Raw genomic sequence first — 23378 nt, forward strand, 5'->3', positions numbered from 1 at the left:
CGCGCCCCCGAGACATCCGCGGCCCTGAACGGCCGCACTGAACTGAACACCGCAACGTAAGGAGGGCACATGCCCGACGTCGTCATCGAACCTGCCCCGGTCGAAACCGGAACACTTCGCATCATCCCCATCGGCGGCCTGGGGGAGATCGGCCGCAACATGACCAGCTACGAGATCGACGGCAAGATCCTCATCGTCGACTGCGGTGTGCTCTTCCCCGAGGAGCACCAGCCGGGCGTCGACCTGATCCTGCCCGACTTCGGCTTCCTGAAGGAGCGCATCGCCGACGTCGTCGGCGTCGTGCTCACGCACGGCCACGAAGACCACATCGGCGCCGTGCCCTACCTCCTGCGGCTGCGCGCCGACATCCCCCTGATCGGCTCGCAGCTCACCCTCGCGCTCGTGGAGGCGAAGCTCAAGGAGCACCGCATCCAGCCCTACAGCCTCACGGTGAAAGAGGGCCAGGCCGAGCAGATCGGGCCGTTCCGGCTCGAGTTCATCGCGGTCAACCACTCGATCCCCGACGCGCTCGCCGTGGCGATCAAGACGAGCGCCGGCACGGTGCTCGCGACCGGCGACTTCAAGATGGACCAGCTTCCCCTCGACGGCCGGCTCACCGACCTGCGCGAGTTCGCACGGCTCGGCGAAGAGGGCGTCGACCTGTTCATGGTCGATTCCACGAACGCGGACGTCCCGGGCTTCACGCCCCTCGAGCGCTCCATCGGCCCGGTGCTCGACGAGGTCATCAACCGTGCACCACGCCGCGTCATCGTCGCGAGCTTCTCGAGTCACGTGCACCGCGTGCAGCAGGTGCTCGACGCCGCGTGGGCGAACCACCGCCGTGTCGCGCTGCTCGGCCGCAGCATGGTGCGCAACATGACGATCGCCGCCGAACTCGGCTACCTCAAGGTGCCCGAGGGCGTGCTCATCGACTACAAGAAGGCCGGCGACATCCCCGACGACCAGATCGTCTACATGTCGACGGGTTCGCAGGGCGAGCCGATGGCGGTGCTCTCGCGCATGGCCAATCGCGACCACCAGATCGAGGTCGGCGAAGGGGACACCGTCATCCTGGCCTCCAGCCTCATCCCGGGCAACGAGAACGCGGTCTACCGCGTCATCGACGGGCTCACGAAGCTCGGCGCGAACGTCGTGCACAAGGCCAATGCGAAGGTGCACGTCTCCGGTCACGCGGCGGCGGGCGAGCTGCTCTACTGCTACAACATCCTGAAGCCCAAGAACGTGCTGCCGATCCACGGCGAGTTCCGGCACCTGTTCGCGAACGCGAAGCTCGCTCGCGATACGGGCATCCCCGAGGCGAACACCTTCATCGGCGAGAACGGCACGGTCTACGACCTGCGCGACGGCGTCGTGAAGGTCGTCGGCCAGCTCGATCTGGGATTCGTCTACGTCGACGGCTCCACGGTCGGCGAGATCACCGACGCCGACCTGAAGGACCGCCGTATCCTCGCCGAAGAGGGCTTCATCTCGGTCATCGTCGTCGTCGACGCGACGACGGGCCGGGTCATCACGGGTCCCGAGATCCATGCGCGCGGCTTCGCCGAAGACGACTCGGTGTTCGAAGACGTCAAGCCGAAGATCATCGCCGCGCTCGCCGAGGCGGCGCAGAGCGGGGTTCGCGACTCGCACTCCCTCTCGCAGGTCGTGCGCCGCGTGCTCGGCGGCTGGGTGAACCGGCGCCTGCGCCGTCGCCCCATGCTCGTGCCGCTCGTCATCGAGGCATAGCGGGCCGGTACGAGCCGTCCGCGCGCGAAACGCGGCCGAAACACCCATGGCGTAGCCTCCGCCCATGGTGGACTTCTCGATCCGCCCGGCCACCTCCTCCGACGGCGCATTCCTCGCCGACATGGTGGTCGAGGCGGCGAACTGGCGCGCCGGGGTCACGAGACCCCGTCCGACGGTGCTCGCCGACCCCGTCCACCGTGGGTACATCGCCGGCTGGCAGCGTCCCGCCGACCGTGGCTTCGTCGCCGTCGATCGAGCCGGTCGCGCCATGGGCGCGGCGTGGTACCGCCTCTTCGCCGCCGACGCCCGGGCGTACGGCTTCGTCGCGACGGGGGTGCCCGAGCTCATCATCGGCGTCCGTCCGCTCTGGCGCGCGCAGGGCGTGGGCCGTGCCCTCATGCGACAGCTGACGGATGCCGCCCGCGCTGCCGGCTTCGCCCGCCTCACCCTGAGCGTCGAGCACGGCAATTTCGCGCAGACCCTCTACCGCACTGAGGGGTTCGCGGTCCGTCGCATCCGTCGCCGGACGCGACACCATGGTGCGCGTCCTCGGCTGATCCGGCTGCGGGTCGAAAGCGCGTCGATCGGCCCGGGAGTCGCCGAACCGCGGGCGTCGGCGCCACCTTCTTCTGGTCGGCCGATCGCAGACACTCGCGGCGTCCTGACGGCGCGAGTCGGCGGGCGGCCTTAATGTGGGGAGCATGGCTACGAGCACCAGGTCGAACGGTCGTGCCTCGGGCACGTCGACGCGTGGCTCGAGCACTCGAACCGCACCCACGAAGAAGCTGCCCGCCTCGACGACCCGTGGGGCGGCGGCATCCAAGCGCGCCCCGGCGGCGCCCGAGAAGCCCAACCTCCTCGTGCGGGCGTGGATGGGGCTCGCGCACCTCACGGGCGGGGCGGCCCGCGCGCTCGGGCCAGAGACGCTCCAGAAAGAGGAGCGGCGCGACGGCCTGCCGTTCTTCATCGTCGTGCTCGCGATCGCCGGTGCGGTCGTCGAGTGGTTCTTCATCAACGAGCCCGTCGCACAGGCGCTCGACTCGTGGACCTTCGGGGGCCTCTTCGGCCGCGTCGCGTTCGCACTGCCGGTGATCATGCTCCTCTTCGCAGTCTGGCTGTTCCGGCACCCGAGCTCGGTGCACGACAACACGCGCATCGGCATCGGCCTCGGCCTCCTGCTCCTCACGGTGTCGGGGCTCTGCCACCTCTTCGGCGGCCAGCCCGAGCCGAGCGCGGGCATGGCGGTGCTGGCTCGCGCAGGCGGCATCCTCGGCTGGATGCTCGCGGCACCGCTCGTGCTGCTCATCACGCCGGCGGGTGCCACCATCGTCGTGATCCTGCTGCTCCTGCTCGCCGTGCTCATCATCACGAAGACCCCGCCCACTCGCATCCCGGCGCGATTCCGCGAGCTCTACACGTGGCTGTTCGGCGCACCCGCGGGCGACGAGGCGGTGACGGATGCCCCGACCAAGCCGTCCCGGCGCGACCGCAAGAAGGCCGTGCAGACCGAACTCGACGGCATCGACGGCCCCGCCGATGCCGACGAGGCCGAGCACACCGGGCTCGTGCCGTGGTGGCGCCGCAACGACTCCAACCGCGAAGAGAGCCCGGCGTTCGAGCCGACCGGCCTCGAGGGGCTCACCGAGGTGTTCGGCCCCGGCTCGGCGGCCGGCAGTTTCGAGACGCCGCTCGAGGGCGTCGGCGGACCGGCATCGTACGGCACCGAAGTGCTCGGCGACCTCGCGCGAGCCGAGTCCGCCCTGCAGCAGTTCACGGGTGACGTGCCCCGTGGCGGCACGGGCCTTCGCGGTGACGACGGCGGGGCGACGTCGGTGCTCGCCGTGTTCGATGATCCGGCCGACGCCGGCCAGGCAGCCGGCACGAGCGGCGACGCGGTTCCGGCGGCAGTCGCACCCGAAGCGCAGGCGATGCCCGACCGGCCCTATCACCTCCCGGCCGCATCGACCCTCGCTGCAGGCCCGCCCGCGAAGGCGCGTTCCGCGGCGAACGACGACGTGGTCCGCCAGATCACCGGGGTACTCGAGCAATTCCAGGTCGACGCGAAGGTCACGGGCTTCTCGCGCGGCCCGACCGTGACGCAGTACGAGATCGAGCTCGGTCCGGGCGTGAAGGTCGAGCGCGTCACCGCCCTGTCGAAGAACCTCGCCTACTCCGTCGCCTCGAACGAGGTGCGCATCCTCTCGCCGATCCCGGGCAAGAGCGCCATCGGCATCGAGATCCCGAACGCCGACCGTGAGATCGTGACGCTCGGCGACGTGCTGCGTTCGGGCAACGCCGCGAACGCGAACCATCCCATGACCATCGGCGTCGGCAAAGACGTCGGCGGCGGTTACGTCGTCGCGAACCTCGCGAAGATGCCCCACCTGCTCGTCGCGGGTTCGACGGGCTCCGGCAAGTCGAGCTTCGTGAACTCGATGATCACCTCGCTCCTCATGCGCGCGAAGCCGTCAGACGTGCGCATGGTGCTCATCGACCCGAAACGCGTCGAGCTCGCGCCCTACGCCGGCGTGCCGCACCTCATCACGCCCATCATCACGAACCCGAAGAAGGCCGCCGAGGCCCTCTCCTGGGTCGTGAAGGAGATGGACATGCGATACGACGACCTCGCGTCGTTCGGGTTCCGCCACATCGACGACTTCAACAAGGCCGTGGTCAACGAGGAGATCGTGCTCCCGGCCGGTTCGGAGCGAAAGCTCAAGCCCTACCCGTACCTCCTCGTCGTCGTCGACGAGCTCGCCGACCTCATGATGGTCGCCCCTCGCGACGTCGAGGACTCGATCGTGCGCATCACCCAGCTCGCGCGTGCCTCGGGCATCCACCTCGTGCTCGCGACCCAGCGGCCGTCGGTCGACGTGGTCACCGGCCTCATCAAGGCGAACGTCCCCTCGCGACTCGCCTTCGCGGTCACGAGCGTCACCGACTCCCGCGTCATCCTCGACCAGCCCGGCGCCGACAAGCTCATCGGCCAGGGCGACGCGCTCTTCCTGCCCATGGGTGCGTCGAAGCCGATCCGCGTGCAGGGCGCGTGGGTCAGCGAGGCCGAGATCGAGAAGGTCGTGAAGCACGTCACCCGACAGGCTCGACCCGAGTACCGGCAGGATGTCGCGGCGGCCGTCGAGCGCAAGGAGATCGACTCCGACATCGGCGACGACCTCGAGCTGCTGCTCGCCGCGGCCGAGCTCGTCGTCTCGACGCAGTTCGGCTCGACGTCGATGCTGCAGCGCAAGCTCCGCGTCGGGTTCGCGAAGGCCGGCCGGCTCATGGACCTCCTCGAGTCCCGCGAGATCGTCGGTCCCTCCGAGGGATCGAAGGCGCGCGACGTCCTCGTCACGGTCGAGCAGCTGCCCGGAGTGCTCGCGCGGCTGCGCGGTGAAGAGCCCGTGGCAGCGCACGCTGCAGCGCCTTCCGGCGGCGCAGTCTCCCAATCGACCGGCCCGCTCGGCGGCGGCATCGGCGGCACCGAGTCCTACGGCGCTCCCGACGCGCGGTACGACGGCGATCCAGTCGCCCAGTCGAGCCAGGGGCTGCCCGAGGTCGAGGGCGACTCCGACGATGACGCGTGGGGCCTCACCGGCCGCGACTGACGACGCCGTGGCACGACGCCCAACGGCCTCCGGGCCGAGCTGCGGCATCCGTGCCCCGCTATCCTTGGGCGTATGACCTCCTCCGCCGGTACCCCCGGGCGCTCGGCGAACTGGAACCTCCCCAACGTGATCACGGTCGTGCGCATCCTGATGGCGCCGCTGGTGTTCTGGCTGCTCCTCGCCGATGGCGGGGCCGACGGCCCGCTGCGGTGGTGGAGTGCGGTGCTGTTCATCATCGCGATCTCCACCGACTGGGTCGACGGCTGGCTCGCGCGGTCCCGCGGTCTCGTCACCGACCTCGGCAAGATCCTCGACCCGATCGCCGACAAGCTCCTCACGAGCGGGGCGCTCGTCTGCCTGTCGATCCTCGGCGAGCTGCCGTGGTGGGTCACGGCGATCATCCTCGTCCGCGAGATCGGCATCACCGTGTGGCGTCTCGTGGAGCTGCGTCGGGGCAATGTGGTGCCCGCGTCATCCGGCGGCAAGCTCAAGACCATCGTGCAATCGGTCGCGATCTCGTTCGCGCTCGTCCCGCTCTGGACCGTGTTCGGCGAGTGGGTGCACTGGGTGAACGGCGTCCTCATGACCGCGGCCGTGATCCTCACCATCTGGTCGGGCCTGCTCTACGTCCGCGATGCCGCGCAGCTCGCGCGTGCCGCACGGCGACCCCTGAAGTGAGCGAGCGGATGTCCCGTCACGACGGCCCGGATGCCGCGAGCGTCGAGCTCATCCGGACGCTCACCGAGCGCGGACTCACGATCGCGACCGCGGAGTCACTCACCGGGGGGCTCCTGGCCGCTGCGCTCGTCGACGTACCCGGAGCGTCGATCGCGTTCAACGGCGGCATCGTCGCGTACGCCACGCCGCTCAAGCGCACCCTCCTCGGCGTCGCCGAAGAGCTGCTCGCCGAGCGCGGCGCGGTCGATCCCGACGTGGCTCGCCAGATGGCCGACCGCGTGCGGCTGGTCTGCGCAGTCGACGGCCGGCCCGCCGACGTCGGCGTCGCGACGACCGGCGTCGCCGGTCCCGACCCGCAAGACGGCCGATCGCCCGGCACCGTCTTCGTCGGCGTCGCGATGGGCGACCACGTCGAGGTGACCGCCCTCGAACTCACCGGCGACCGCGCCGCGATCAGGTCGGCCACGGTCCATGCCGCGATCGGTGCCGTCCGCGCACGACTCGCCCACGACGGACGCGGCACCTGACCGTCTCGCTCCGATCCGGCGGAATAGTCTTCGTGAACACCCTGTTACATGTGGCAGGTTCACACGAAAGGCCCAGTGTGCAACGCTAGATTGGAACCACGGAGAGTCAGGTAGACTGGCGCTCCCAATTCCGACTCCGGCGGAGTCGCAGGCAGAGAGAAGGAGGTTCCCGATGGTTCTGGTTCGACAGGAGATCGGCGATGTGCTGAGGGACTTCCGCCTGCAGAAGGGTCGCACGCTTCGCCAGGTCGCGTCCAAGGCCAGTGTCGCGCTCGGTTACCTGAGCGAGGTCGAGCGAGGCCAGAAAGAGGCCTCTTCCGAGATCCTCGCCTCCGTGGCCGACGCGCTCGACACGCCCATCTCGGTGATCATGCACGAGGTCGGCGACCGCATCGCGGTACTCGAGGGCCTCTCAGTGGTGCCCGACAGCCTGCCCGACGAGCTCGTCGCCGAGTTCGACGCAGACATGATGGTCCGCTGACCACCCACCACCACACGAACGCTGATCGGCCGGTCCTCGGACCGGCCGATCGCTCGTCCGGGAGACGCCGATGAAGCTGAGCGAATTCCAGGTCGCGGTCGACGATGAGTTCGGCGCGGGCTACGGCGGCGTCGTCGTGAACGACCTCGTGCTCGCGACGTTGGGCGGCCGCACCGCCCGTGAGGCCCTGGCTGACGGAGTGCCCCCTCGCCAGGTCTGGCTCGCGCTCTGCGATGCGACGGATGTCCCCGAGTCCCGTCGGCACGGCGCCGGACGCCCCGTGCCGGGCGAGGCGCGGGCGCGCGGACGCGGCTGAGCCGGCCCGAAGACGTGTTCGACACGCGGGCGATCCTTCGAACATGCGTTCGGGCGCTGCGGTAGGCTCCTCAACAGCAGGAGGAACAACGCAACTCTGCACATCCCCGTCGATCAGGGCGTCGGATGTCGGTGGCCGGTCATACGGTCGATGCGTCGGAACACACCGCAAACGCCTTGTCGCGAGACGCCGCGGGTCACGGCCCGCAACGTGGAACGACAGCCTATAGGCAGCAGCAATCGAGCATCGAAGGAGCCCCACCAATGGCATCACCAGCAGACCGCGAGAAAGCACTCGAGACGGCACTCGCGCAGATCGACCGCCAGTTCGGCAAGGGCTCGGTCATGCGTCTCGGCAGCGAAGATCGCGCTCCCGTCGAGGTCATCCCCACCGGCTCGATCGCCCTCGACGTGGCGCTCGGCATCGGCGGGCTTCCGCGCGGTCGCATCGTCGAGATCTACGGTCCCGAGTCATCGGGCAAGACCACGCTCACGCTGCACGCCATCGCCAACGCCCAGAAGTCCGGCGGCATCGCGGCGTTCATCGATGCCGAGCACGCGCTCGACCCCGAGTACGCGAAGAAGCTCGGCGTCGACATCGACGCGTTGCTCGTGTCCCAGCCCGACACGGGCGAGCAGGCGCTCGAGATCGCCGACATGCTCGTGCGCTCGGGCTCCATCGATCTCATCGTCATCGACTCGGTCGCTGCGCTCGTGCCGCGCGCCGAGATCGAAGGCGAGATGGGCGACTCGCATGTCGGTCTGCAGGCACGCCTGATGTCGCAGGCGCTCCGCAAGCTCACCGGTGGGCTCAGCCAGACCAACACGACGATGATCTTCATCAACCAGTTGCGCGAGAAGATCGGCGTATTCTTCGGCAGCCCCGAGACCACCGCGGGTGGCAAGGCGCTGAAGTTCTACGCCTCGGTGCGCCTCGACATCCGTCGCATCGAGACCCTGAAAGACGGCACAGATGCGGTCGGCAACCGCACCCGCGTGAAGGTCGTCAAGAACAAGATGGCCCCGCCCTTCAAGCAGGCCGAGTTCGACATCCTCTACGGCGTGGGCATCTCCCGTGAGGGCAGCCTCATCGACTACGGCGTCGACCAGGCCATCGTGAAGAAATCGGGTGCCTGGTACACCTACGATGGCGACCAGCTCGGGCAGGGCAAGGAGAATGCTCGCAACTTCCTGCTGCAGAACCCCGACATCGCCGCCGACATCGAGCAGAAGATCCTCGTCAAGCTCGGCATCGGGCAGCCCGCGATCGCCGCGGTTCCGCCGCTGAAGGTCGAATCGATCGAGCCCAAGCTCGGCCGCAAGGGCGCCTGAGCGGTGCAACGCAGGTGACCGGCGAGGGGAGTGCCATGAACAACGTGTCATCGGGGCGCCTCGCGCCGGTCACCTACCTGCCATGGGTGCGAGAGCCGTCTGCGGACGCACCGGCCGCCGACCGTGCCGTCGAGTCCGACGGCTCGGTCGAGCACGCCGAGACGGCTCGACCGTCGACGAGAGCGACGGAGCCCGAGCGGACCGACGCTCTGCAAGCGGCCGAAGCCCCATCCCGAGATGACGCAGGCGAAGCCGACGGGGGCGACCTGGTCGACGCCGCGGTTCCCGTCGTCGCGGCAGGCGACTCCCGCGGCAACGGGTTCGGGTCGAGGCGAGGGGCATCGTCACGGCGCGCAGCACGTGACGGTCAGGTTTCGGCCGATGCGCTCGACGAGACCGGCGCCGAGCGAGACGATCGCATCGATCGCCTGGTCGTCTCGCGACTGCGGCGATCGGCGCTCTCCGTCGCCGAGGTGCGTTCCGTGCTCGTCGAACACGGGCTCGACGACGTCGAAGTCGAGGAGTGGATCGAGCGCTACGAACGACTCGGCTACCTCGACGATGCGCGGCTCGCCGAGCAGGTCGTGCACAGCCACGGCGTGCGCCGAGGCCGCGGAAGCGGCGCCATCATGCAGGAGCTCGGGCGACGCGGGGTCGACACCTCCATCGCGCGCACCGTGGTCGACGAGCTCGATCCCGAGACCGAGCTCGAGAACGCCCGGGCCGTCGCGGCTCGGCGGGCGCGCCAGCTCACGGGACTCGACCGCCAGACCGCCGAGCGGCGCCTCTCGGCATTCCTCGCCCGTCGCGGGTACCCCGGCGACGTCGTGCGCGAGGCGGTGTCGGCGGCACTCGCGGCCGAGGGCTCGTAAACTGGTGCGATCATGAGCACCCTTCACGAGGTCTCGCGCGCCGAGGCCACCGAAACGTCGCCCGCGCCGCGTACCTACGAGGTCCGCACCTTCGGGTGCCAGATGAACGTGCACGACTCCGAGCGCCTCTCCGGCTCGCTCGAAGCCGCAGGCTACGTGCCGGCCGACGGTGCCGAAGCCGACATCGTCGTCATCAACACGTGCGCCGTGCGCGAGAACGCCGACAACAAGCTCTACGGCAATCTCGGGCATCTCGCGAGCGTCAAGCGCCGTCACGCGGGCATGCAGATCGCGGTCGGCGGATGCCTCGCCCAGAAGGACAAGAACGTCATCCTCGAGAAGGCGCCCTGGGTCGACGTCGTCTTCGGCACGCACAACATGGGCTCGCTGCCGACCCTGCTCGAACGCGCACGCCACAACGACGAGGCCCAGCTCGAGATCCTCGACGCACTCGAAGTGTTCCCGTCGACGTTGCCGACCAAGCGAGACTCCACCTACAGCGGCTGGGTGTCCATCTCCGTCGGGTGCAACAACACGTGCACCTTCTGCATCGTGCCGGCCCTCCGCGGCAAGGAGAAGGACCGCCGTCCGGGCGAGATCCTCTCCGAGATGCAGGCACTCGTCGACGACGGCGTCGTGGAAGTCACCCTCCTCGGCCAGAACGTCAACTCCTACGGCGTCGAATTCGGCGACCGCCAGGCCTTCAGCAAGCTGCTCAGGGCCGCCGGCCAGATCGACGGCCTCGAACGCATCCGCTTCACGAGCCCGCATCCCGCGGCCTTCACCGACGACGTCATCGACGCGATGGCCGAGACGCCGGCGGTGATGCCGCAGTTGCACATGCCGCTCCAGTCGGGTTCCGATCGCATCCTGAAGGCCATGCGCCGCTCCTACCGCTCCGAGAAGTTCCTCGGCATCCTCGACCGCGTACGGGCGAAGATCCCGAACGCCGCGATCTCGACCGACATCATCGTGGGCTTCCCGGGCGAGACCGAGGCCGACTTCCAAGAGACCCTCCGCGTCGTCGAAGCAGCGCGCTTCGCCTCCGCGTTCACGTTCCAGTACTCCATCCGCCCCGGCACGCCGGCGGCGACGATGGACGAGCAGGTGCCGAAGGAGGTCGTGCAAGAGCGTTACGAGCGGCTCGTCGCCCTGCAGGAGCGCATCTCCTGGGAGGAGAACCAGCGGCTCATCGGGCAGCCCGTCGAGGTGCTCGTGGCCACCGGTGAGGGCAAGAAGGACTCCGAGACGCACCGCATGAGCGGTCGCGCCGAAGACAGCCGGCTCGTGCACTTCGAGGTCCCCGAGGGGTCCGAGCTTCCGCGGCCCGGTGATGTCGTCTCGGTGACGATCACGCAGGCGGCGCCGTTCCACCTCATCGCCGACTCCATCGACGACGCACCGCTCCGCATCCGGCGCACACGTGCGGGCGAGGCGTGGGACCGGGCGCAGGCCGAGAGTTGTGCCGTCCCCGGCGACTCCGGGACATCCGCCGCCGGCCGTGTGTCGCTCGGCCTGCCGGTGCTGCGCGTCCGCGACACCGAACCGCTCGTCTCACCCGGCGTCGGCACGATGCCGATCTACGATCCCACCGACGCCCAGCGCTGACGTGACGATCATCGCGATCGTCGGGGCGACCGGCACCGGCAAGTCCGACTTCGCGCTCGATCTCGCCGCCGAGTTCGACCGGGCCGGCCGCGCCGCCGAGGTCGTGAACGCCGACGCGATGCAGCTCTACCGGGGCATGGACATCGGCACCGCGAAGCTTCCGCCCGATGAGCGCCGCGGCGTGCCGCACCACATGCTCGACGTGCTCGACGTCACCGAAGAGGCATCGGCTGCTGCGTACCAGGTCGCCGCGCGCGCGGCGATCGACGACATCCTCGATCGCGACGGCGTCGCGCTGCTCGTGGGCGGGTCCGGCCTCTACGTGTCGTCGGTCATCCACGACTTCCGGTTCCCGGGCACGGATGCCGCGATCCGCGCGCGACTCGAGGCCGAGCTCGCCGAGCAGGGTCCCGGGCTCCTGCATGCGCGTCTGCGGGCGCTCGACGCCGAGACCGCGGCGAGCGTCGACCCGCAGAACGGGCGCCGCGTCGTGCGCGCCCTCGAGGTCATCGAGCTCACGGGTGAACCCAACGCCGCGCGACTTCCCGAGGAGCCGATCGCCTGGCGGCCGCACCGCGTCGTGCACCTGCGCAGCGATCGCACCTCCCTCGTCGAGCGTCTCGACCGCCGTGTCGAGACGATGTGGGAGGCCGGCCTCGTCGAGGAGGCACGCCAGCTGATCCCGCGTGGAATCGAGCGCGGGATCACGGCCCGCAAGGCGATCGGGTACGCCCAGGCGCTCGCCGAGCTCCAGGGCCGGATGTCACGGGGTGACGCCATCGCCGAGACCCAGCAGCTCACCCGCACGTACGCGAGGCGGCAGGTGAGCTGGTTCAAGCGCTACCGCGACGCCGCGACGATCGACGCTGCCGACGGCTCCTCCCGGCGCGCCGAACTGGCGCGCCAGGCAGCCATAGACTGAGGCAATGTCGTTCGATCTGCGGTTCACCAAGGGCCAGGGCACGGGGAACGACTTCGTGTTGTTCAGTGACGCCGAAGGCGAGAACGAGCTCACGCCGACGCAGATCGCCGCGGTCTGCGACCGCCGCTTCGGGGTCGGCGCCGACGGAGTCATCCGCGCCGTCCGCTCGGCGAACCTCGACGCCGGTGCCTCGGCGCTGGCCGAAGATCCGCAGGCGGCCTGGTTCATGGACTATTGGAACGCCGACGGGACCGTGTCGGAGATGTGCGGCAACGGCATCCGGGTCTTCGCGAAGTACCTGCTCGACCAGGGTTTCGCCGAGCTTCACGCCGGGGCATCCATCGCGATCGGCACGCGCGCGGGCGTTCGCCGGGTCACCCGGACGAAGGGCGGATTCGAAGCCGATCTCGGCCGGTGGCGCCTCGCGGGCGGCGAGCCGCTCGTGCGTGCCAAGCAATTGCCCGTGGCGCGCCCCGGACTCGGCATCGACGTGGGCAATCCGCACGTGGTGGTCGCCCTCGCCGACGACGAAGAGCTCGACGGTCTCGACCTCGCCTACCAGCCGATCCTCGACCCGGTGCCCCAGGCGGGTGCGAACGTCGAGTTCGTCGTGCCGGCAGACCCGCTCGTCGAAGAGGGTGTCGGCCGCATCCGCATGCGCGTGCACGAGCGAGGCTCGGGCGAGACCCTCTCCTGCGGCACCGGCGCCGTGGCCTCGGCGCTCGCGGTGCGGCACTGGGCGGGCGCGTCGGCACCGAGCGACTGGCGTGTGCAGGTGCCGGGCGGCGTGCTCGGCGTGCGCATGTTCGCGGCCGACGACGGTGAGCACGTGGCACTGTCAGGTCCGGCCGAGCTCGTCTTCGATGGAGTGCTGACTCTCGCCTGATCCGGTCTCAGGCGCTGGGGCGACGAGCCTTGAGCACGCGGAAGCCCTTGGAGGTCTCAGCGCGCTCGACATCGAGGCCGAGATCGTCGCCGAGCCAGCGCTGCAGCGACTCGGCGCCGAGGTGCTTGGCGACCACCAGCCAGGCGTCGGCCCCATCGTCGAGCAGCGGCAGCCAGCGCGACAGCATGGCGTGCAGCTCGACCTTGCCGACCCGGATCGGCGGGTTCGACCAGATCGTGGCGAATCGGAGCCCGGCGGGAACATCGTCGGGCAGCATCGCGTTGACATTGTGGAGGCCGAGTCGGGTGGCGTTGTGCCGCACGAGGTCGAGGGCGCGTTCGTTCACGTCGACGGCCCACACCGAGGCATCCGGTGATTGCAGCGCAAGACTCACGGCGATGGGCCCCCAGCCGGTGCCGAGGTCGAGGAGGTTTCCCGTCGAGGGCGGCGGCGACACGGTGTCGAGCAGCACGTGAGTGCCCTCATCGAGATGGTCGGGACTGAACACGCCGCCGGCGGTCGTGAGCTCGACCTCGCGGCCGGCGAGCACCGCCCGGATGGTGCGGGTGTTCCGTTCGCTCGCGGGAGACGAGGAGAAATAGTGATCGGAGCCCATACAGGGGAACCTATCGCAGCGATTGGAACTAGGGTTAACACGATGAATGAAGCCGAACACACGACCGCAGACGACGCCGTCGAGCGGGTGCTGCGCGGCGCAGAATCCAAGGCGGGCATCACCCGATTCGGAGTGACCCCCGCCGAGGCGCTGATGGCGCCCGGGTCGGATGCCGCCGCCGACAGCGACACCGATGGCGAGCAGTTCGACCGCGACGCGCGTGCTGCACTCCGCCGTGTCGGCGGACTGTCGACCGAGCTCGAAGACGTCACCGAGGTCGAGTACCGGCAGCTGCGTCTCGAGAACGTCGTGCTCATCGGCGTGTACTCGCAGGGCGCGCAAGACGAGGCCGAGAACTCGATGCGTGAACTCGCAGCACTCGCCGAGACGGCCGGAGCGCGCGTGCTCGACGGCGTGCTGCAGCGCCGGCCCCATCCCGATCCGAGCACGTACCTCGGTCGCGGCAAGGTCGAGGAACTCCGGCACATCGTCGCCTCGCTGGGCGCCGACACCGTCGTCGCCGACACCGAGCTGGCGCCGAGCCAGCGGCGTGCGCTCGAAGACGCGGTGAAGGTCAAGGTCATCGACCGCACTGCGGTCATCCTCGACATCTTCAGCCAGCACGCCAAGAGCCGGGAGGGCAAGGCCCAGGTCGAGCTCGCCCAGCTCGAGTACCTCCTCCCGCGACTCCGCGGATGGGGTGAGTCGATGTCCCGCCAAGCGGGTGGGCAAGTGGGCGGCACGGGCGCCGGAATGGGCTCGCGTGGTCCGGGTGAGACGAAGATCGAACTCGATCGTCGCCGCATCCATTCCCGTATGGCGAAGCTCCGCAAGCAGATCACCGGCATGAAGCCGGCGCGCGAGGCCAAGCGGGCGAACCGCAAGCGCAATGCCGTGCCGTCGGTCGCGATCGCCGGCTACACCAACGCCGGCAAGTCGAGCCTCCTGAACCGCATCACAGGCGCCGGCGTGCTCGTCGAGAACGCCCTGTTCGCAACGCTCGATGCCACCGTGCGACGCAACACCACCGACGACGGGCGGGTCTACACGATCGCCGACACCGTGGGCTTCGTGCGCAACCTCCCGCACCAGCTCGTGGAGGCGTTCCGCTCGACGCTCGAGGAGGTCGCCGATTCCGACCTCATCGTGCACGTCGTCGACGCGGCGCACCCCGATCCCGCCGGACAGATCGCCACGGTGCGCGACGTCATCGGCGAGGTCGGCGCCCGAGGCATCCCCGAGCTCGTCGTGTTCAACAAGGCCGACCTGGTGAGCCCCGAAGACCGCCTGGTGCTGCGCGGGCTCGAGCCCGGCGCGATCTTCGCCTCGGCGCGCACCGGAGAGGGCGTGCCCGAGGTGCTTGCCGCCATCGGTCGCATGCTGCCCGATCCCGCGGTCGAGATCGACCTGCTCGTGCCCTACGATCGTGGCGATGTGGTGTCGATGCTGCACGAGACGGGGCGCGTGCTCTCGCTCGACTACCTCGAAGACGGCACCCGCATCCGGGCGCTCGCGTCGCCCGAGCAGGCCGCACAGCTCGCGGAGTTCACGGCGACCTCGATCGGCGCCTGATCGCAGCCCACGTCACCTGATGTCACAGAGGGCGCGATCTGCATGAGACCGGCGTATCGTCGCTCTTGATCGTCGGTGAGCGGTCGGATACCGCCCACCAGGAGCGACCGCCGAGCCCGGCACCCGCCCGCGACACCCACCCGCCGCCTTGGCCGGGGGAGCGCGGCCTGCCCGTGCCTCCGCCGACACGGCGTGCCTGCGAGGAGCATCATGGCAGCGACCGGATCCGACGCTTCGGGCGCGGACTGTCGGCCGCAGACGCCGATCTCGTTCGAGCTCTTCCCGCCGCGCACCGATGCCGCGGCGCTCGCGCTCGGCCGCACCATCGACCGCCTCGCCGAGGTGCGGCCGGCCTTCATCTCGGTGACGTTCGGTGCGGGCGGCACGTCCCGCGACCGGTCGCTCACCGTGCTCCGCTACATGCTCGAGCACACCGATGTCGAGCCGATGGCGCACCTCACGTGCGTCGGTTCGTCGCATGCGGAGGCCAACCGGCTCGTGCGCGAGTTCCTCGACGCCGGCATCACGAGCTTCCTCGCCCTGCGCGGCGACCCTCCGGCGGCAGGCGAGGACGACGCCGGCATCGGCGACCTCGGCAGCGCGGCCGAGCTCGTGCAACTCATCCATCGGGTGCAGGAGGAGCGCGAGCCGTTCGCGCAGTTCGGCGTCCCCGGCGTGCCGGGAGCGTCGGAGATCGGCGAGCGACCACGGCCCGAGCGGGTCGCGGTGGCGACCTTCCCCACGGGGCATCCGCGGTCCCGTGGCGTGGCGCAAGACGTCGACACGCTGCTCGCGAAGGAGATCGCGGGCGCGAACCTCGCGATCACCCAGCTGTTCTGGCGCTCCGACGACTACCTCGGCTTCGTCGAACGCGCCCGTGCGGGCGGCGTCACCATTCCGATCCTGCCGGGCATCATGCCCGTGACGACCCCTGCGCGCCTTGCGCGCCTCACCGAGCTCACGGGCGTCGAACCGCCGGCCGAGCTCAGCATCGACCTCGAGATCGAACCGGATGCCGCGGGCCAGGCCGAGCTCGGCATCGCGTACGCCACCCGGCTCGCCGCCGAGGTGCTCGCAGGTGGCGCCCCGGGCCTGCACCTCTACACCTTCAACCGCCACGAGGCCGTTCTCGACGTCGTCGGACGCCTCGGGCTCCGACCCGCAGACCAGCTCGTCAATGAGAGGAACACCACAGAACGATGACCGCACACTCCTTTCCCACCGGCACCATCCTCGGCTACCCGCGAATCGGCCGGCGCCGTGAGTTGAAGCGCGCCGTCGAGGCATTCTGGGCCGGCACCATCGACGCCCTCGAACTCGAGCAGCGCGCGGCGCAACTGCGCGCCGCCAACCGCGAGCGCCTCGCCTCGCTCGGCCTGGGCCGCACCGACTCCTCGATCCCCGAGTCCTTCTCGTACTACGACCAGGTGCTCGACGCCGCCGTCGCCGTGGGCGCCCTGCCCGCGCGGTTCACCCGGTTCCTCGATGCCGACGGCGGCGCCGACCTCGAGGCGTACTTCACGATCGCGCGGGGCGTCGGCGACGACGCGCCGCTCGAGATGACCAAGTGGTTCGACTCGAACTACCACTACCTCGTGCCCGAGATCGGCCCCGAGACCTCGTTCTCGCTGCACGCCGAGCGCATCCTCGCCGAGTTCACGGAGGCGAAGGCCGCGGGCTTCCTGACGCGACCCGTCATCGTCGGGCCGGTCACATTCCTCCTCCTCTCGAAGGCGGCCGACGGCGCACCCGAGGGATTCCGTCCGCTCGATCGCCTCGCCGACCTCGTCCCCGTGTACGCGGCGCTCCTCGAGCGTCTCGCCGAGGCCGGGGCACAGTGGGTGCAGCTCGACGAGCCCGCTCTCGTGAGCGAGAGCATCGACGAGCCGCGTGACCGCGTCCTCGACGGCGTCGCCGTCGCGTACGACGCGCTCGGTGCCGTGGCGTCGCGCCCCGCGATCTTCGTCGCCGCGCCGTACGGCTCGCTCGATGACGCCCTCCCTGCACTTGCGGCGACGCCCGTCGAGGCGATCGGCCTCGACGTTGTACGTGGCGTGCTGCCCGAGCTGCTCGATCCGGCGACTGCCGAGTCGCTCGCCGCGAAGACGCTCGTCGCGGGCGTCGTCGACGGCCACAACATCTGGCGCGGCGACCTCGCCACGGCGTTCGATCGCGTCGAGGCGGTGCGTGCGCTCTCGGGTGCCGTCGCCGTGTCGACCTCGACGTCGCTCCTGCACGTGCCGCACGACGTCGACGACGAGACCGCGCTCGACGCCCGTCTCGTGAGCTGGCTCGCGTTCGCCGACCAGAAGGTCGCCCAGGTCGCAGTGCTCGCGCGCGGGCTCGCCGAAGGACGCGACGCCATCGTCGCTCAGCTCGACGAGGCATCCGCCGCCCTCGCCGACCGCACCGGAGCACCCGGCGTGCGAGTCCCCGCCGTGCGTGAGCGCCTCGCGGCGCTCTCCGAGCGCGACTTCTCCCGTGCCGACTACGACGAGCGCGTCGCGGCGCAGGCCGCCCTCGCCCTGCCCGAGTTGCCGACCACGACGATCGGCTCGTTCCCGCAGACGGGAGACATCCGCCGCGCCCGTGCGCACCTCTCGAGCGGTGCCCTGTCGGACGACGAGTACCGCGACCTCATGCGCGCGGAGATCGAGCGGGTCATCCGCCTCCAGGAGGAGATCGGACTCGACGTGCTCGTGCACGGCGAGCCCGAGCGCAACGACATGGTGCAGTACTTCGCCGAGCTGCTCGACGGGTTCGCCGTCACGCAGCACGGCTGGGTGCAGTCGTACGGCTCGCGTTGCGCGCGACCGTCGATCCTCTGGGGCGACGTGTCACGCCCGGCGCCGATGACCGTCGACTGGTCGACCTACGCGCAGTCGCTCACCGAGAAGCCCGTCAAGGGCATGCTCACCGGGCCGGTCACGATCCTCGCGTGGTCGTTCGTACGCGACGACCAGCCACTCGGCGACACCGCGAACCAGGTCGCCCTCGCACTCCGCGACGAGATCACCGACCTCGAGGCGGCGGGCATCACGGTGATCCAGGTCGACGAGCCGGCGTTGCGCGAGCTGCTGCCGCTGAAGCTCGCCGACCAGCCCGCATACCTCGACTGGTCGGTCGGGTCGTTCCGGCTCGCGACCGGTGGCGCCGCCGTGGCGACGCAGGTGCACACCCACCTCTGCTACTCGGAGTTCGGCGTCGTCATCGACGCGATCCGCAAGCTCGACGCGGATGTCACGAGCATCGAGGCGGCTCGGAGCCGCATGGAGGTCGTCGACGACATCTCGGCGAGCGGCTTCGACCACGGCATCGGCCCGGGCGTCTACGACATCCACTCGCCGCGCGTGCCGAGTGCCGCGGAGGTGCAGGCGCTGCTCGAGCGAGCCGTCGCCGACATCCCGGCCTCGAGGCTGTGGGTGAACCCCGACTGCGGGTTGAAGACCCGGGGCTACGACGAGACCGTCGCGTCGCTCGAGCACATCATCGAGGCAACCCGCGCGGTGCGAGCAGAGCTCGGCGCGCCCGCCCTCGTCGAGTAGGTGCTGCGGGCGGATGTCGCGAGCTCGCGGCATCCGCCCCGCATCGCTCGATCGCGCACGGGCGTTGCACATGCGTTGCAGGGGTGCCGTACAGGCGCACCGCTTACGGTCGACCCATGCAACTCGCGGTTCACGCATCGGGGCGCGGTTCGCGCACTGCGATCCTCATCCACGGCATCATGTCGGATTCGCGTGCCTGGCACCGGGTGACCGCTGAGCTCGAAGGTCACGGATTCCGCGTGCTCGCCGTCGACCTCGCGGGTCACGGACGCAGTCCGCGAGCTCGGCAGTACTCGCCGGCCGCGTGGGCCGACGACGTCGTCGAAACGCTCGAGCCGCTGCTCGACGGGCCGCCCGAGGTCGTCATGGGGCACTCGCTCGGCGGGCTCGTGGCGAGCATCGTCGCCGATCGGCTGGCGCCCCGCGCGGCCATCTACATCGACCCGGCGTTCTCGTTCCCCACCGGCATCAGGGGCTGGGCGTTCAAGGCGTTCTTCGCGCTCGCACCGCGACCGAGGCGCTCAGCACTCGTGCGGATGAACCCGAAATGGAGCGCGACCGACGTCGACATCGAGGTCGCGACCCTCAGGGACTGGGACAAGCGGACGATCCTGGGCTTCACCGATACCCGGCGTCTCGTGCCGCCGGTGCGACTCGTGGCTCCCACGCTCGTCGTGCTCGCGGAGAAGAGCCTGCTCATCACGGAACGCGTCGCGGTACAGCTGCGTCGCCAGGGCATGACCGTCGAGACGGTCGAGGGAACGGGGCATACCGTCTTCCGCGACGACCACGCGGGATTCATGGACACGGTCGTCGAGTGGCTGCGCGGCCTCGCGCCCGCCCCGCAGCACGTCTAGACCGAACGCAGGACCGCCACGACCTTTCCGAGCACCTCGGAGTGATCGCCGACGATCGGCTCGAACGCACTGTTGCGCGGAAGCAGCCAGATGTGGCCGTCGCGCTGCCGGAAGACCTTCACCGTGGCCTCGCCGTCGAGCATCGCGGCGACGATCTCGCCGTTCTCGGCGGTGCGCTGCGAGCGCACGACGACCCAGTCGCCATCGCAGATCGCGGCATCGATCATGGAGTCGCCCACGACCTTGAGGATGAACAGCTCGCCCTTGCCGACGAGCTGGCGGGGGAGCGGGAACACCTCTTCGATCTGCTGCTCCGCCATGATCGGCACGCCGGCCGCGATGCGGCCGACCAGCGGCACCATCGCCGCGTCGCCGACGGGAGCGGGGTCGCCGGCGGCCGGGCTGCGGGGCTCGGTGCCGGGCAGCTCGATGAGCACCTCGAGCGCGCGCGGCCGATTGGGATCGCGCCGGAGGTAGCCGGCGAGTTCGAGCTGGTTCAGCTGGTGCGTGACGCTCGAGAGCGATGACAGGCCCACCTCGTCGCCGATCTCCCGCATGCTCGGCGGATATCCACGGTTCGCGACCGAGCGTTGGATGGCCTCGAGGATGGCGATCTGCTTCGCGCTCAGGCTCTTGCGGCGGCGCGCTCGGCTCGTGTCGCGCGCGTCGTCGATGTCGGTGCTCAACGTCTCCGCCCCTCGTTGCGACCGCAGGGCGATCGGATGTCGGTGGTGTCTGGTCGACTGTCTTCCAGATGTTCGAAACTGTATCCGCCCCGGGCGGGTGCGGCAAACATTCGTTCGAGTGTGTCGTGGTATTCGCTCGCAGATTTCCGCGTGGCGGTGCTTGCGGCCTCGATTGTTCGAAGATATATTCGGAACAGAGCTTCGCATCCGGCCCTCCCGGCCGAGGGTCGGATGCGGCTCCCTCAGGAGGTGTGACCATGAGCGTAGCGATCGCGACGACCGGGTTCGGCGTCCAGGCACGGTTCCAGCCCGCGTCCCAGAGCGGTGCGGGCACCGAGGCGTCACCGAAGGTGCGCACGCGCCTGCGGCTCACTCGCCGAGGTCGAGTGGTGTTCACTGCCATCGCCGCCATCCCGCTCGTCGTGTTGGCGCTCGTCATGGTGCTCGGCGCCGGAGGCGCGGCCGCGGAGTCCGACGCGGCAGGTCCCGCCACGGCGTTCGAGTACGTCACGGTCGATCGTGGCGACTCGCTGTGGGGCATCGCGGAGGCGATCGCCCCCGATGCCGACCCTCGCGTCGTCATCGACGAGATCATCCGCCTCAACGGTCTCGACGGCGCGGTCGTCGAGCCCGGCCAGCGTCTCGCGCTCCCGGTCCTTCCGTGACGTCCGCGCCCGGGTAGCCGAGGCGGCGTCGATACCATTGAGCCGTGACGAGTCTCGACGACCTTCCCATCCGTGACGACCTCCGCGGGCGAGTACCGTACGGCGCTCCGCAGCAGGCCGTCCCGGTCGCGCTCAACGTCAACGAGAACACGCATCCGATCCCCGAAGACGTGGCGCACGACATCGTGGCACGCGTCGCAGCCGCCATCCTCCGGCTCAACCGATACCCCGACCGCGAGTTCACCGAGCTCCGCGCCGCACTCGCCGACTACCTCGGCCACGAGCTCGCTCCCGAGCAGCTGTGGGCGGCAAACGGCTCGAACGAGGTGCTCCAGCACGTCCTGCAGGCGTTCGGCGGGCCCGGGCGCTCGGCACTCGGCTTCGCTCCGACCTACTCGATGTACGGGCTGCTCGCCGCCGGAACCGGTACTGAATGGATCACCGCCGGCCGAGACGACGCGTTCGAGCTGAGCCCGGCCACGGCGGTCGCCGCGGTGCGGGAGCACGACCCCGATGTCGTGCTGCTGTGTGCGCCGAACAACCCGACCGGCACGCCGCTCTCACTCGACACGGTTCGCGCGGTCGCCGACGTCGCCCGAGGCATCGTGGTCGTCGACGAGGCGTACATCGAGTTCGCCGAGCCGGGCACGCCGAGCGCCCTCACGCTGCTCGGCGGGAGGCCACGACTCCTCGTCTCGCGCACGATGAGCAAGGCGTTCGCCTTCGCCGGGGCCCGGGTCGGGTACCTCGCGGGCGATCCCGCCGCGGTCGACGCCCTGCGTCTCGTGCGCCTCCCGTACCACCTCTCGGCACTCACGCAGGCCGCGGCACTCGGGGCACTCGCGCACGCCGACGAGATGCTCGCCATGGTCGACGAGATCCGCCACCAGCGCGAGCGCATCTCGATCGAGCTCGCCCGCCTCGGGTTCGATCCGTACCGCAGCGGCGCGAACTTCGTGCTGTTCGGCGGCGTCGACGATCCGCACGCCGTCTTCCAGGCGCTCCTCGAGCGCGGCATCCTCATCCGTGAGATCGGCATCCCCGGTCACCTCCGCGTGACGGCGGGAACCGAGGCCGAGACCACGGCCTTCCTCGAGGCGATGGCCGTCTTCGCGCCGAATAGGATTGGCGCATGACCTCCCAGAGCGAGCGCCGCACCGCCCGCGTGCAACGTGAGACGAGCGAGTCGAGCATCGACCTGTCGGTCGATCTCGACGGCACCGGCACGAGCGATATCGAGACCGGCGTGCCGTTCTTCGACCACCTCCTCACGGCGTTCGCGAAGCACTCGCTCACCGATCTCACCGTGCGCGCACGCGGCGACCTCGACATCGACGTGCACCACACCGTCGAAGACACCGGCATCGTGCTTGGCCAGGCCATCAGGCAGGCGCTCGGCGACAAGCGCGGCATCTCGCGCTACGGCGATGCGCTCGTGCCGCTCGACGAGGCGCTCGCGCAGGCCGTCGTCGACATCTCCGGCCGCCCGTACCTCGTGCACAGCGGCGAGCCCGCCGGTTTCGAGTACCACCTCATCGGCGGCCACTTCACCGGTTCCATGGTGCGGCACGTCTTCGAGGCGATCGCGTTCAACGCGGCGCTCACCGTGCACGTGACCGTGCTCGGCGGCCGTGATCCGCACCACATCGCCGAAGCCGAGTTCAAGGCCTTCGCCCGCGCGTTCCGTCAGGCGAAGGCTCACGACGCGCTCGTCACCGGCATCCCGTCCACGAAGGGCGCGCTGTGACTCGAACCCGTCGCGTCGTGGTGCTCGACTACGGCTCGGGCAACGTCCACTCCGCCGCGAAGGCGCTCGAGCGTGCCGGTGCCGAGGTGACGGTGACCGCCGATCGGGCCGCAGCGCTCGAGGCCGACGGTCTCGTCGTGCCGGGCGTCGGCGCGTTCAAGGCCGTGATGGAGCAATTGCACGCCGTACGCGGCGAAGAGATCATCGACCGCCGCCTCGCGGGGGGAAGGCCGGTGCTCGGCATCTGCGTGGGCATGCAGGTGCTCTTCGAGCGGGGCGTCGAGCGCGGCGTCGACAGCGAGGGCCTCGGCGAGTGGCCGGGCGTCGTCAGCGAGCTGCCGGCAGCCGTGCTGCCCCACATGGGCTGGAACACGGTCGAGCCCGAACCGGGATCGAGGCTGTTCGACGGCATCGAAGACCAGCGCTTCTACTTCGTGCACTCGTTCGCCGCGCAGCAGTGGACCCTCGACGTCAGGCCGCCGTTCCCGGGCCCGGTCCTGACGTGGGCGGAGCACGGCGGCAGGTTCCTCGCGGCTGTCGAGAACGGCCCGTTGTCGGCGACGCAGTTCCACCCCGAGAAGTCATCCGACGCTGGCATCCGCCTCCTCGGCAACTGGCTCGGCACCCTGCGCTGACGCGGCGTTCCGTCACGTGCCGACCGCTTCGTCCGCAGAGGGCTAGGATGCTGTGACTGTGCCGAAAGTCGCACGCGCGGCAG

The 23378-nt window shown here is 69.9% G+C and carries 22 protein-coding genes; 20 read left to right on the forward strand and 2 right to left on the reverse strand.

The annotated features are described in order from the left end of the window. Window positions 1–69: 69 nt before the first annotated feature. The 12 genes from QFZ26_RS16405 (at window position 70) to dapF (ending at window position 12972) form a co-directional block, all read left to right on the forward strand. The gene (locus tag QFZ26_RS16405; RefSeq protein ID WP_307044005.1) at window positions 70–1746 is read left to right on the forward strand and encodes a ribonuclease J; all 1677 of its coding nucleotides are present in this window, start codon (window positions 70–72) and stop codon (window positions 1744–1746) included. A 64-nt stretch (window positions 1747–1810) separates the two neighbouring features. Next, entirely contained in the window at window positions 1811–2437 is a 627-nt protein-coding gene (locus tag QFZ26_RS16410) for a GNAT family N-acetyltransferase (protein WP_307044007.1), read from the forward strand. A 10-nt stretch (window positions 2438–2447) separates the two neighbouring features. Next, entirely contained in the window at window positions 2448–5351 is a 2904-nt protein-coding gene (locus tag QFZ26_RS16415; RefSeq protein ID WP_307044010.1) for an FtsK/SpoIIIE family DNA translocase, read from the forward strand. Between the two features lie 72 nt (window positions 5352–5423). After that, window positions 5424–6029, forward strand: a complete 606-nt coding sequence (pgsA, locus tag QFZ26_RS16420; protein ID WP_307044012.1) for a CDP-diacylglycerol--glycerol-3-phosphate 3-phosphatidyltransferase — start codon at window positions 5424–5426, stop codon at window positions 6027–6029. 8 nt (window positions 6030–6037) lie between these two features. Next, complete coding sequence (locus QFZ26_RS16425; protein WP_307044014.1) at window positions 6038–6556, forward strand: CinA family protein; 519 nt, start codon at window positions 6038–6040, stop codon at window positions 6554–6556. 172 nt (window positions 6557–6728) lie between these two features. After that, window positions 6729–7037 carry a helix-turn-helix domain-containing protein gene (locus QFZ26_RS16430; protein WP_022893434.1) on the forward strand — a complete coding sequence of 103 codons (309 nt, stop codon included), beginning with the start codon at window positions 6729–6731 and terminating at the stop codon, window positions 7035–7037. A gap of 70 nt (window positions 7038–7107) precedes the next feature. Continuing rightward, on the forward strand, window positions 7108–7353 hold the full coding sequence (locus QFZ26_RS16435; RefSeq protein WP_307044015.1) for a DUF3046 domain-containing protein: 246 nt from the start codon (window positions 7108–7110) through the stop codon (window positions 7351–7353). 263 nt (window positions 7354–7616) lie between these two features. Continuing rightward, window positions 7617–8684 (forward strand): recombinase RecA, encoded by a 1068-nt coding sequence (gene recA, locus QFZ26_RS16440; protein ID WP_307044018.1) that lies wholly within the window; start codon window positions 7617–7619, stop codon window positions 8682–8684. A 35-nt stretch (window positions 8685–8719) separates the two neighbouring features. Then, window positions 8720–9556: a regulatory protein RecX gene (locus tag QFZ26_RS16445; protein ID WP_307044020.1), complete on the forward strand. Its 837-nt coding sequence runs from the start codon at window positions 8720–8722 to the stop codon at window positions 9554–9556. Between the two features lie 12 nt (window positions 9557–9568). After that, window positions 9569–11164, forward strand: coding sequence for a tRNA (N6-isopentenyl adenosine(37)-C2)-methylthiotransferase MiaB (gene miaB / locus QFZ26_RS16450; RefSeq protein WP_307044022.1), 1596 nt, complete (start codon window positions 9569–9571; stop codon window positions 11162–11164). Between the two features lies 1 nt (window position 11165). Further along, window positions 11166–12086 carry a tRNA (adenosine(37)-N6)-dimethylallyltransferase MiaA gene (gene miaA / locus QFZ26_RS16455; RefSeq protein WP_307044024.1) on the forward strand — a complete coding sequence of 307 codons (921 nt, stop codon included), beginning with the start codon at window positions 11166–11168 and terminating at the stop codon, window positions 12084–12086. 4 nt (window positions 12087–12090) lie between these two features. Beyond that, entirely contained in the window at window positions 12091–12972 is an 882-nt protein-coding gene (dapF, locus tag QFZ26_RS16460) for a diaminopimelate epimerase (protein ID WP_307044027.1), read from the forward strand. A 7-nt stretch (window positions 12973–12979) separates the two neighbouring features. Here dapF and QFZ26_RS16465 read toward each other — a convergent pair whose 3' ends face one another. After that, entirely contained in the window at window positions 12980–13588 is a 609-nt protein-coding gene (locus tag QFZ26_RS16465) for a class I SAM-dependent methyltransferase (RefSeq protein WP_307044029.1), read from the reverse strand. A gap of 42 nt (window positions 13589–13630) precedes the next feature. Here QFZ26_RS16465 and hflX point away from each other — a divergent pair, with 42 nt between their 5' ends. The 4 genes from hflX to QFZ26_RS16485 all read left to right on the forward strand — a co-directional run bounded on the left by hflX (window position 13631) and on the right by QFZ26_RS16485 (window position 19562). Beyond that, window positions 13631–15160 carry a GTPase HflX gene (gene hflX / locus QFZ26_RS16470; RefSeq protein ID WP_307044031.1) on the forward strand — a complete coding sequence of 510 codons (1530 nt, stop codon included), beginning with the start codon at window positions 13631–13633 and terminating at the stop codon, window positions 15158–15160. 210 nt (window positions 15161–15370) lie between these two features. Further along, the gene (locus QFZ26_RS16475) at window positions 15371–16363 is read left to right on the forward strand and encodes a methylenetetrahydrofolate reductase (RefSeq protein ID WP_307044033.1); all 993 of its coding nucleotides are present in this window, start codon (window positions 15371–15373) and stop codon (window positions 16361–16363) included. Beyond that, the gene (gene metE, locus QFZ26_RS16480) at window positions 16360–18705 is read left to right on the forward strand and encodes a 5-methyltetrahydropteroyltriglutamate--homocysteine S-methyltransferase (RefSeq protein ID WP_307044035.1); all 2346 of its coding nucleotides are present in this window, start codon (window positions 16360–16362) and stop codon (window positions 18703–18705) included. Before QFZ26_RS16475 ends, metE begins: the two co-directional genes overlap by 4 nt. Window positions 18706–18821: 116 nt before the next feature. Further along, on the forward strand, window positions 18822–19562 hold the full coding sequence (locus tag QFZ26_RS16485; protein WP_307044036.1) for an alpha/beta fold hydrolase: 741 nt from the start codon (window positions 18822–18824) through the stop codon (window positions 19560–19562). On the opposite strand, the gene lexA is transcribed toward QFZ26_RS16485, so the two are convergent. After that, the gene (gene lexA / locus QFZ26_RS16490; RefSeq protein WP_307045114.1) at window positions 19559–20236 is read right to left on the reverse strand and encodes a transcriptional repressor LexA; all 678 of its coding nucleotides are present in this window, start codon (window positions 20234–20236) and stop codon (window positions 19559–19561) included. The two genes, QFZ26_RS16485 and lexA, sit on opposite strands and share 4 nt — an antisense overlap. Before the next feature lie 269 nt (window positions 20237–20505). Between lexA and QFZ26_RS16495 the strand changes: the two genes are divergently transcribed. The 4 genes from QFZ26_RS16495 to hisH are packed head-to-tail and all read left to right on the forward strand — an operon-like array spanning window position 20506 to window position 23295. Beyond that, window positions 20506–20913 carry a LysM peptidoglycan-binding domain-containing protein gene (locus QFZ26_RS16495; RefSeq protein ID WP_307044037.1) on the forward strand — a complete coding sequence of 136 codons (408 nt, stop codon included), beginning with the start codon at window positions 20506–20508 and terminating at the stop codon, window positions 20911–20913. 44 nt (window positions 20914–20957) lie between these two features. After that, window positions 20958–22049, forward strand: coding sequence for a histidinol-phosphate transaminase (locus QFZ26_RS16500; protein WP_307044039.1), 1092 nt, complete (start codon window positions 20958–20960; stop codon window positions 22047–22049). Further along, complete coding sequence (gene hisB, locus QFZ26_RS16505) at window positions 22046–22660, forward strand: imidazoleglycerol-phosphate dehydratase HisB (RefSeq protein WP_307044041.1); 615 nt, start codon at window positions 22046–22048, stop codon at window positions 22658–22660. The genes QFZ26_RS16500 and hisB overlap by 4 nt, the downstream gene beginning before the upstream one ends. Then, complete coding sequence (hisH, locus tag QFZ26_RS16510) at window positions 22657–23295, forward strand: imidazole glycerol phosphate synthase subunit HisH (RefSeq protein ID WP_307044043.1); 639 nt, start codon at window positions 22657–22659, stop codon at window positions 23293–23295. Before hisB ends, hisH begins: the two co-directional genes overlap by 4 nt. Window positions 23296–23378 lie beyond the last annotated feature (83 nt).

The sequence above is a fragment of the Agromyces ramosus genome (assembly GCF_030817175.1).
GTDB classification, from domain to species: domain Bacteria; phylum Actinomycetota; class Actinomycetes; order Actinomycetales; family Microbacteriaceae; genus Agromyces; species Agromyces ramosus_A.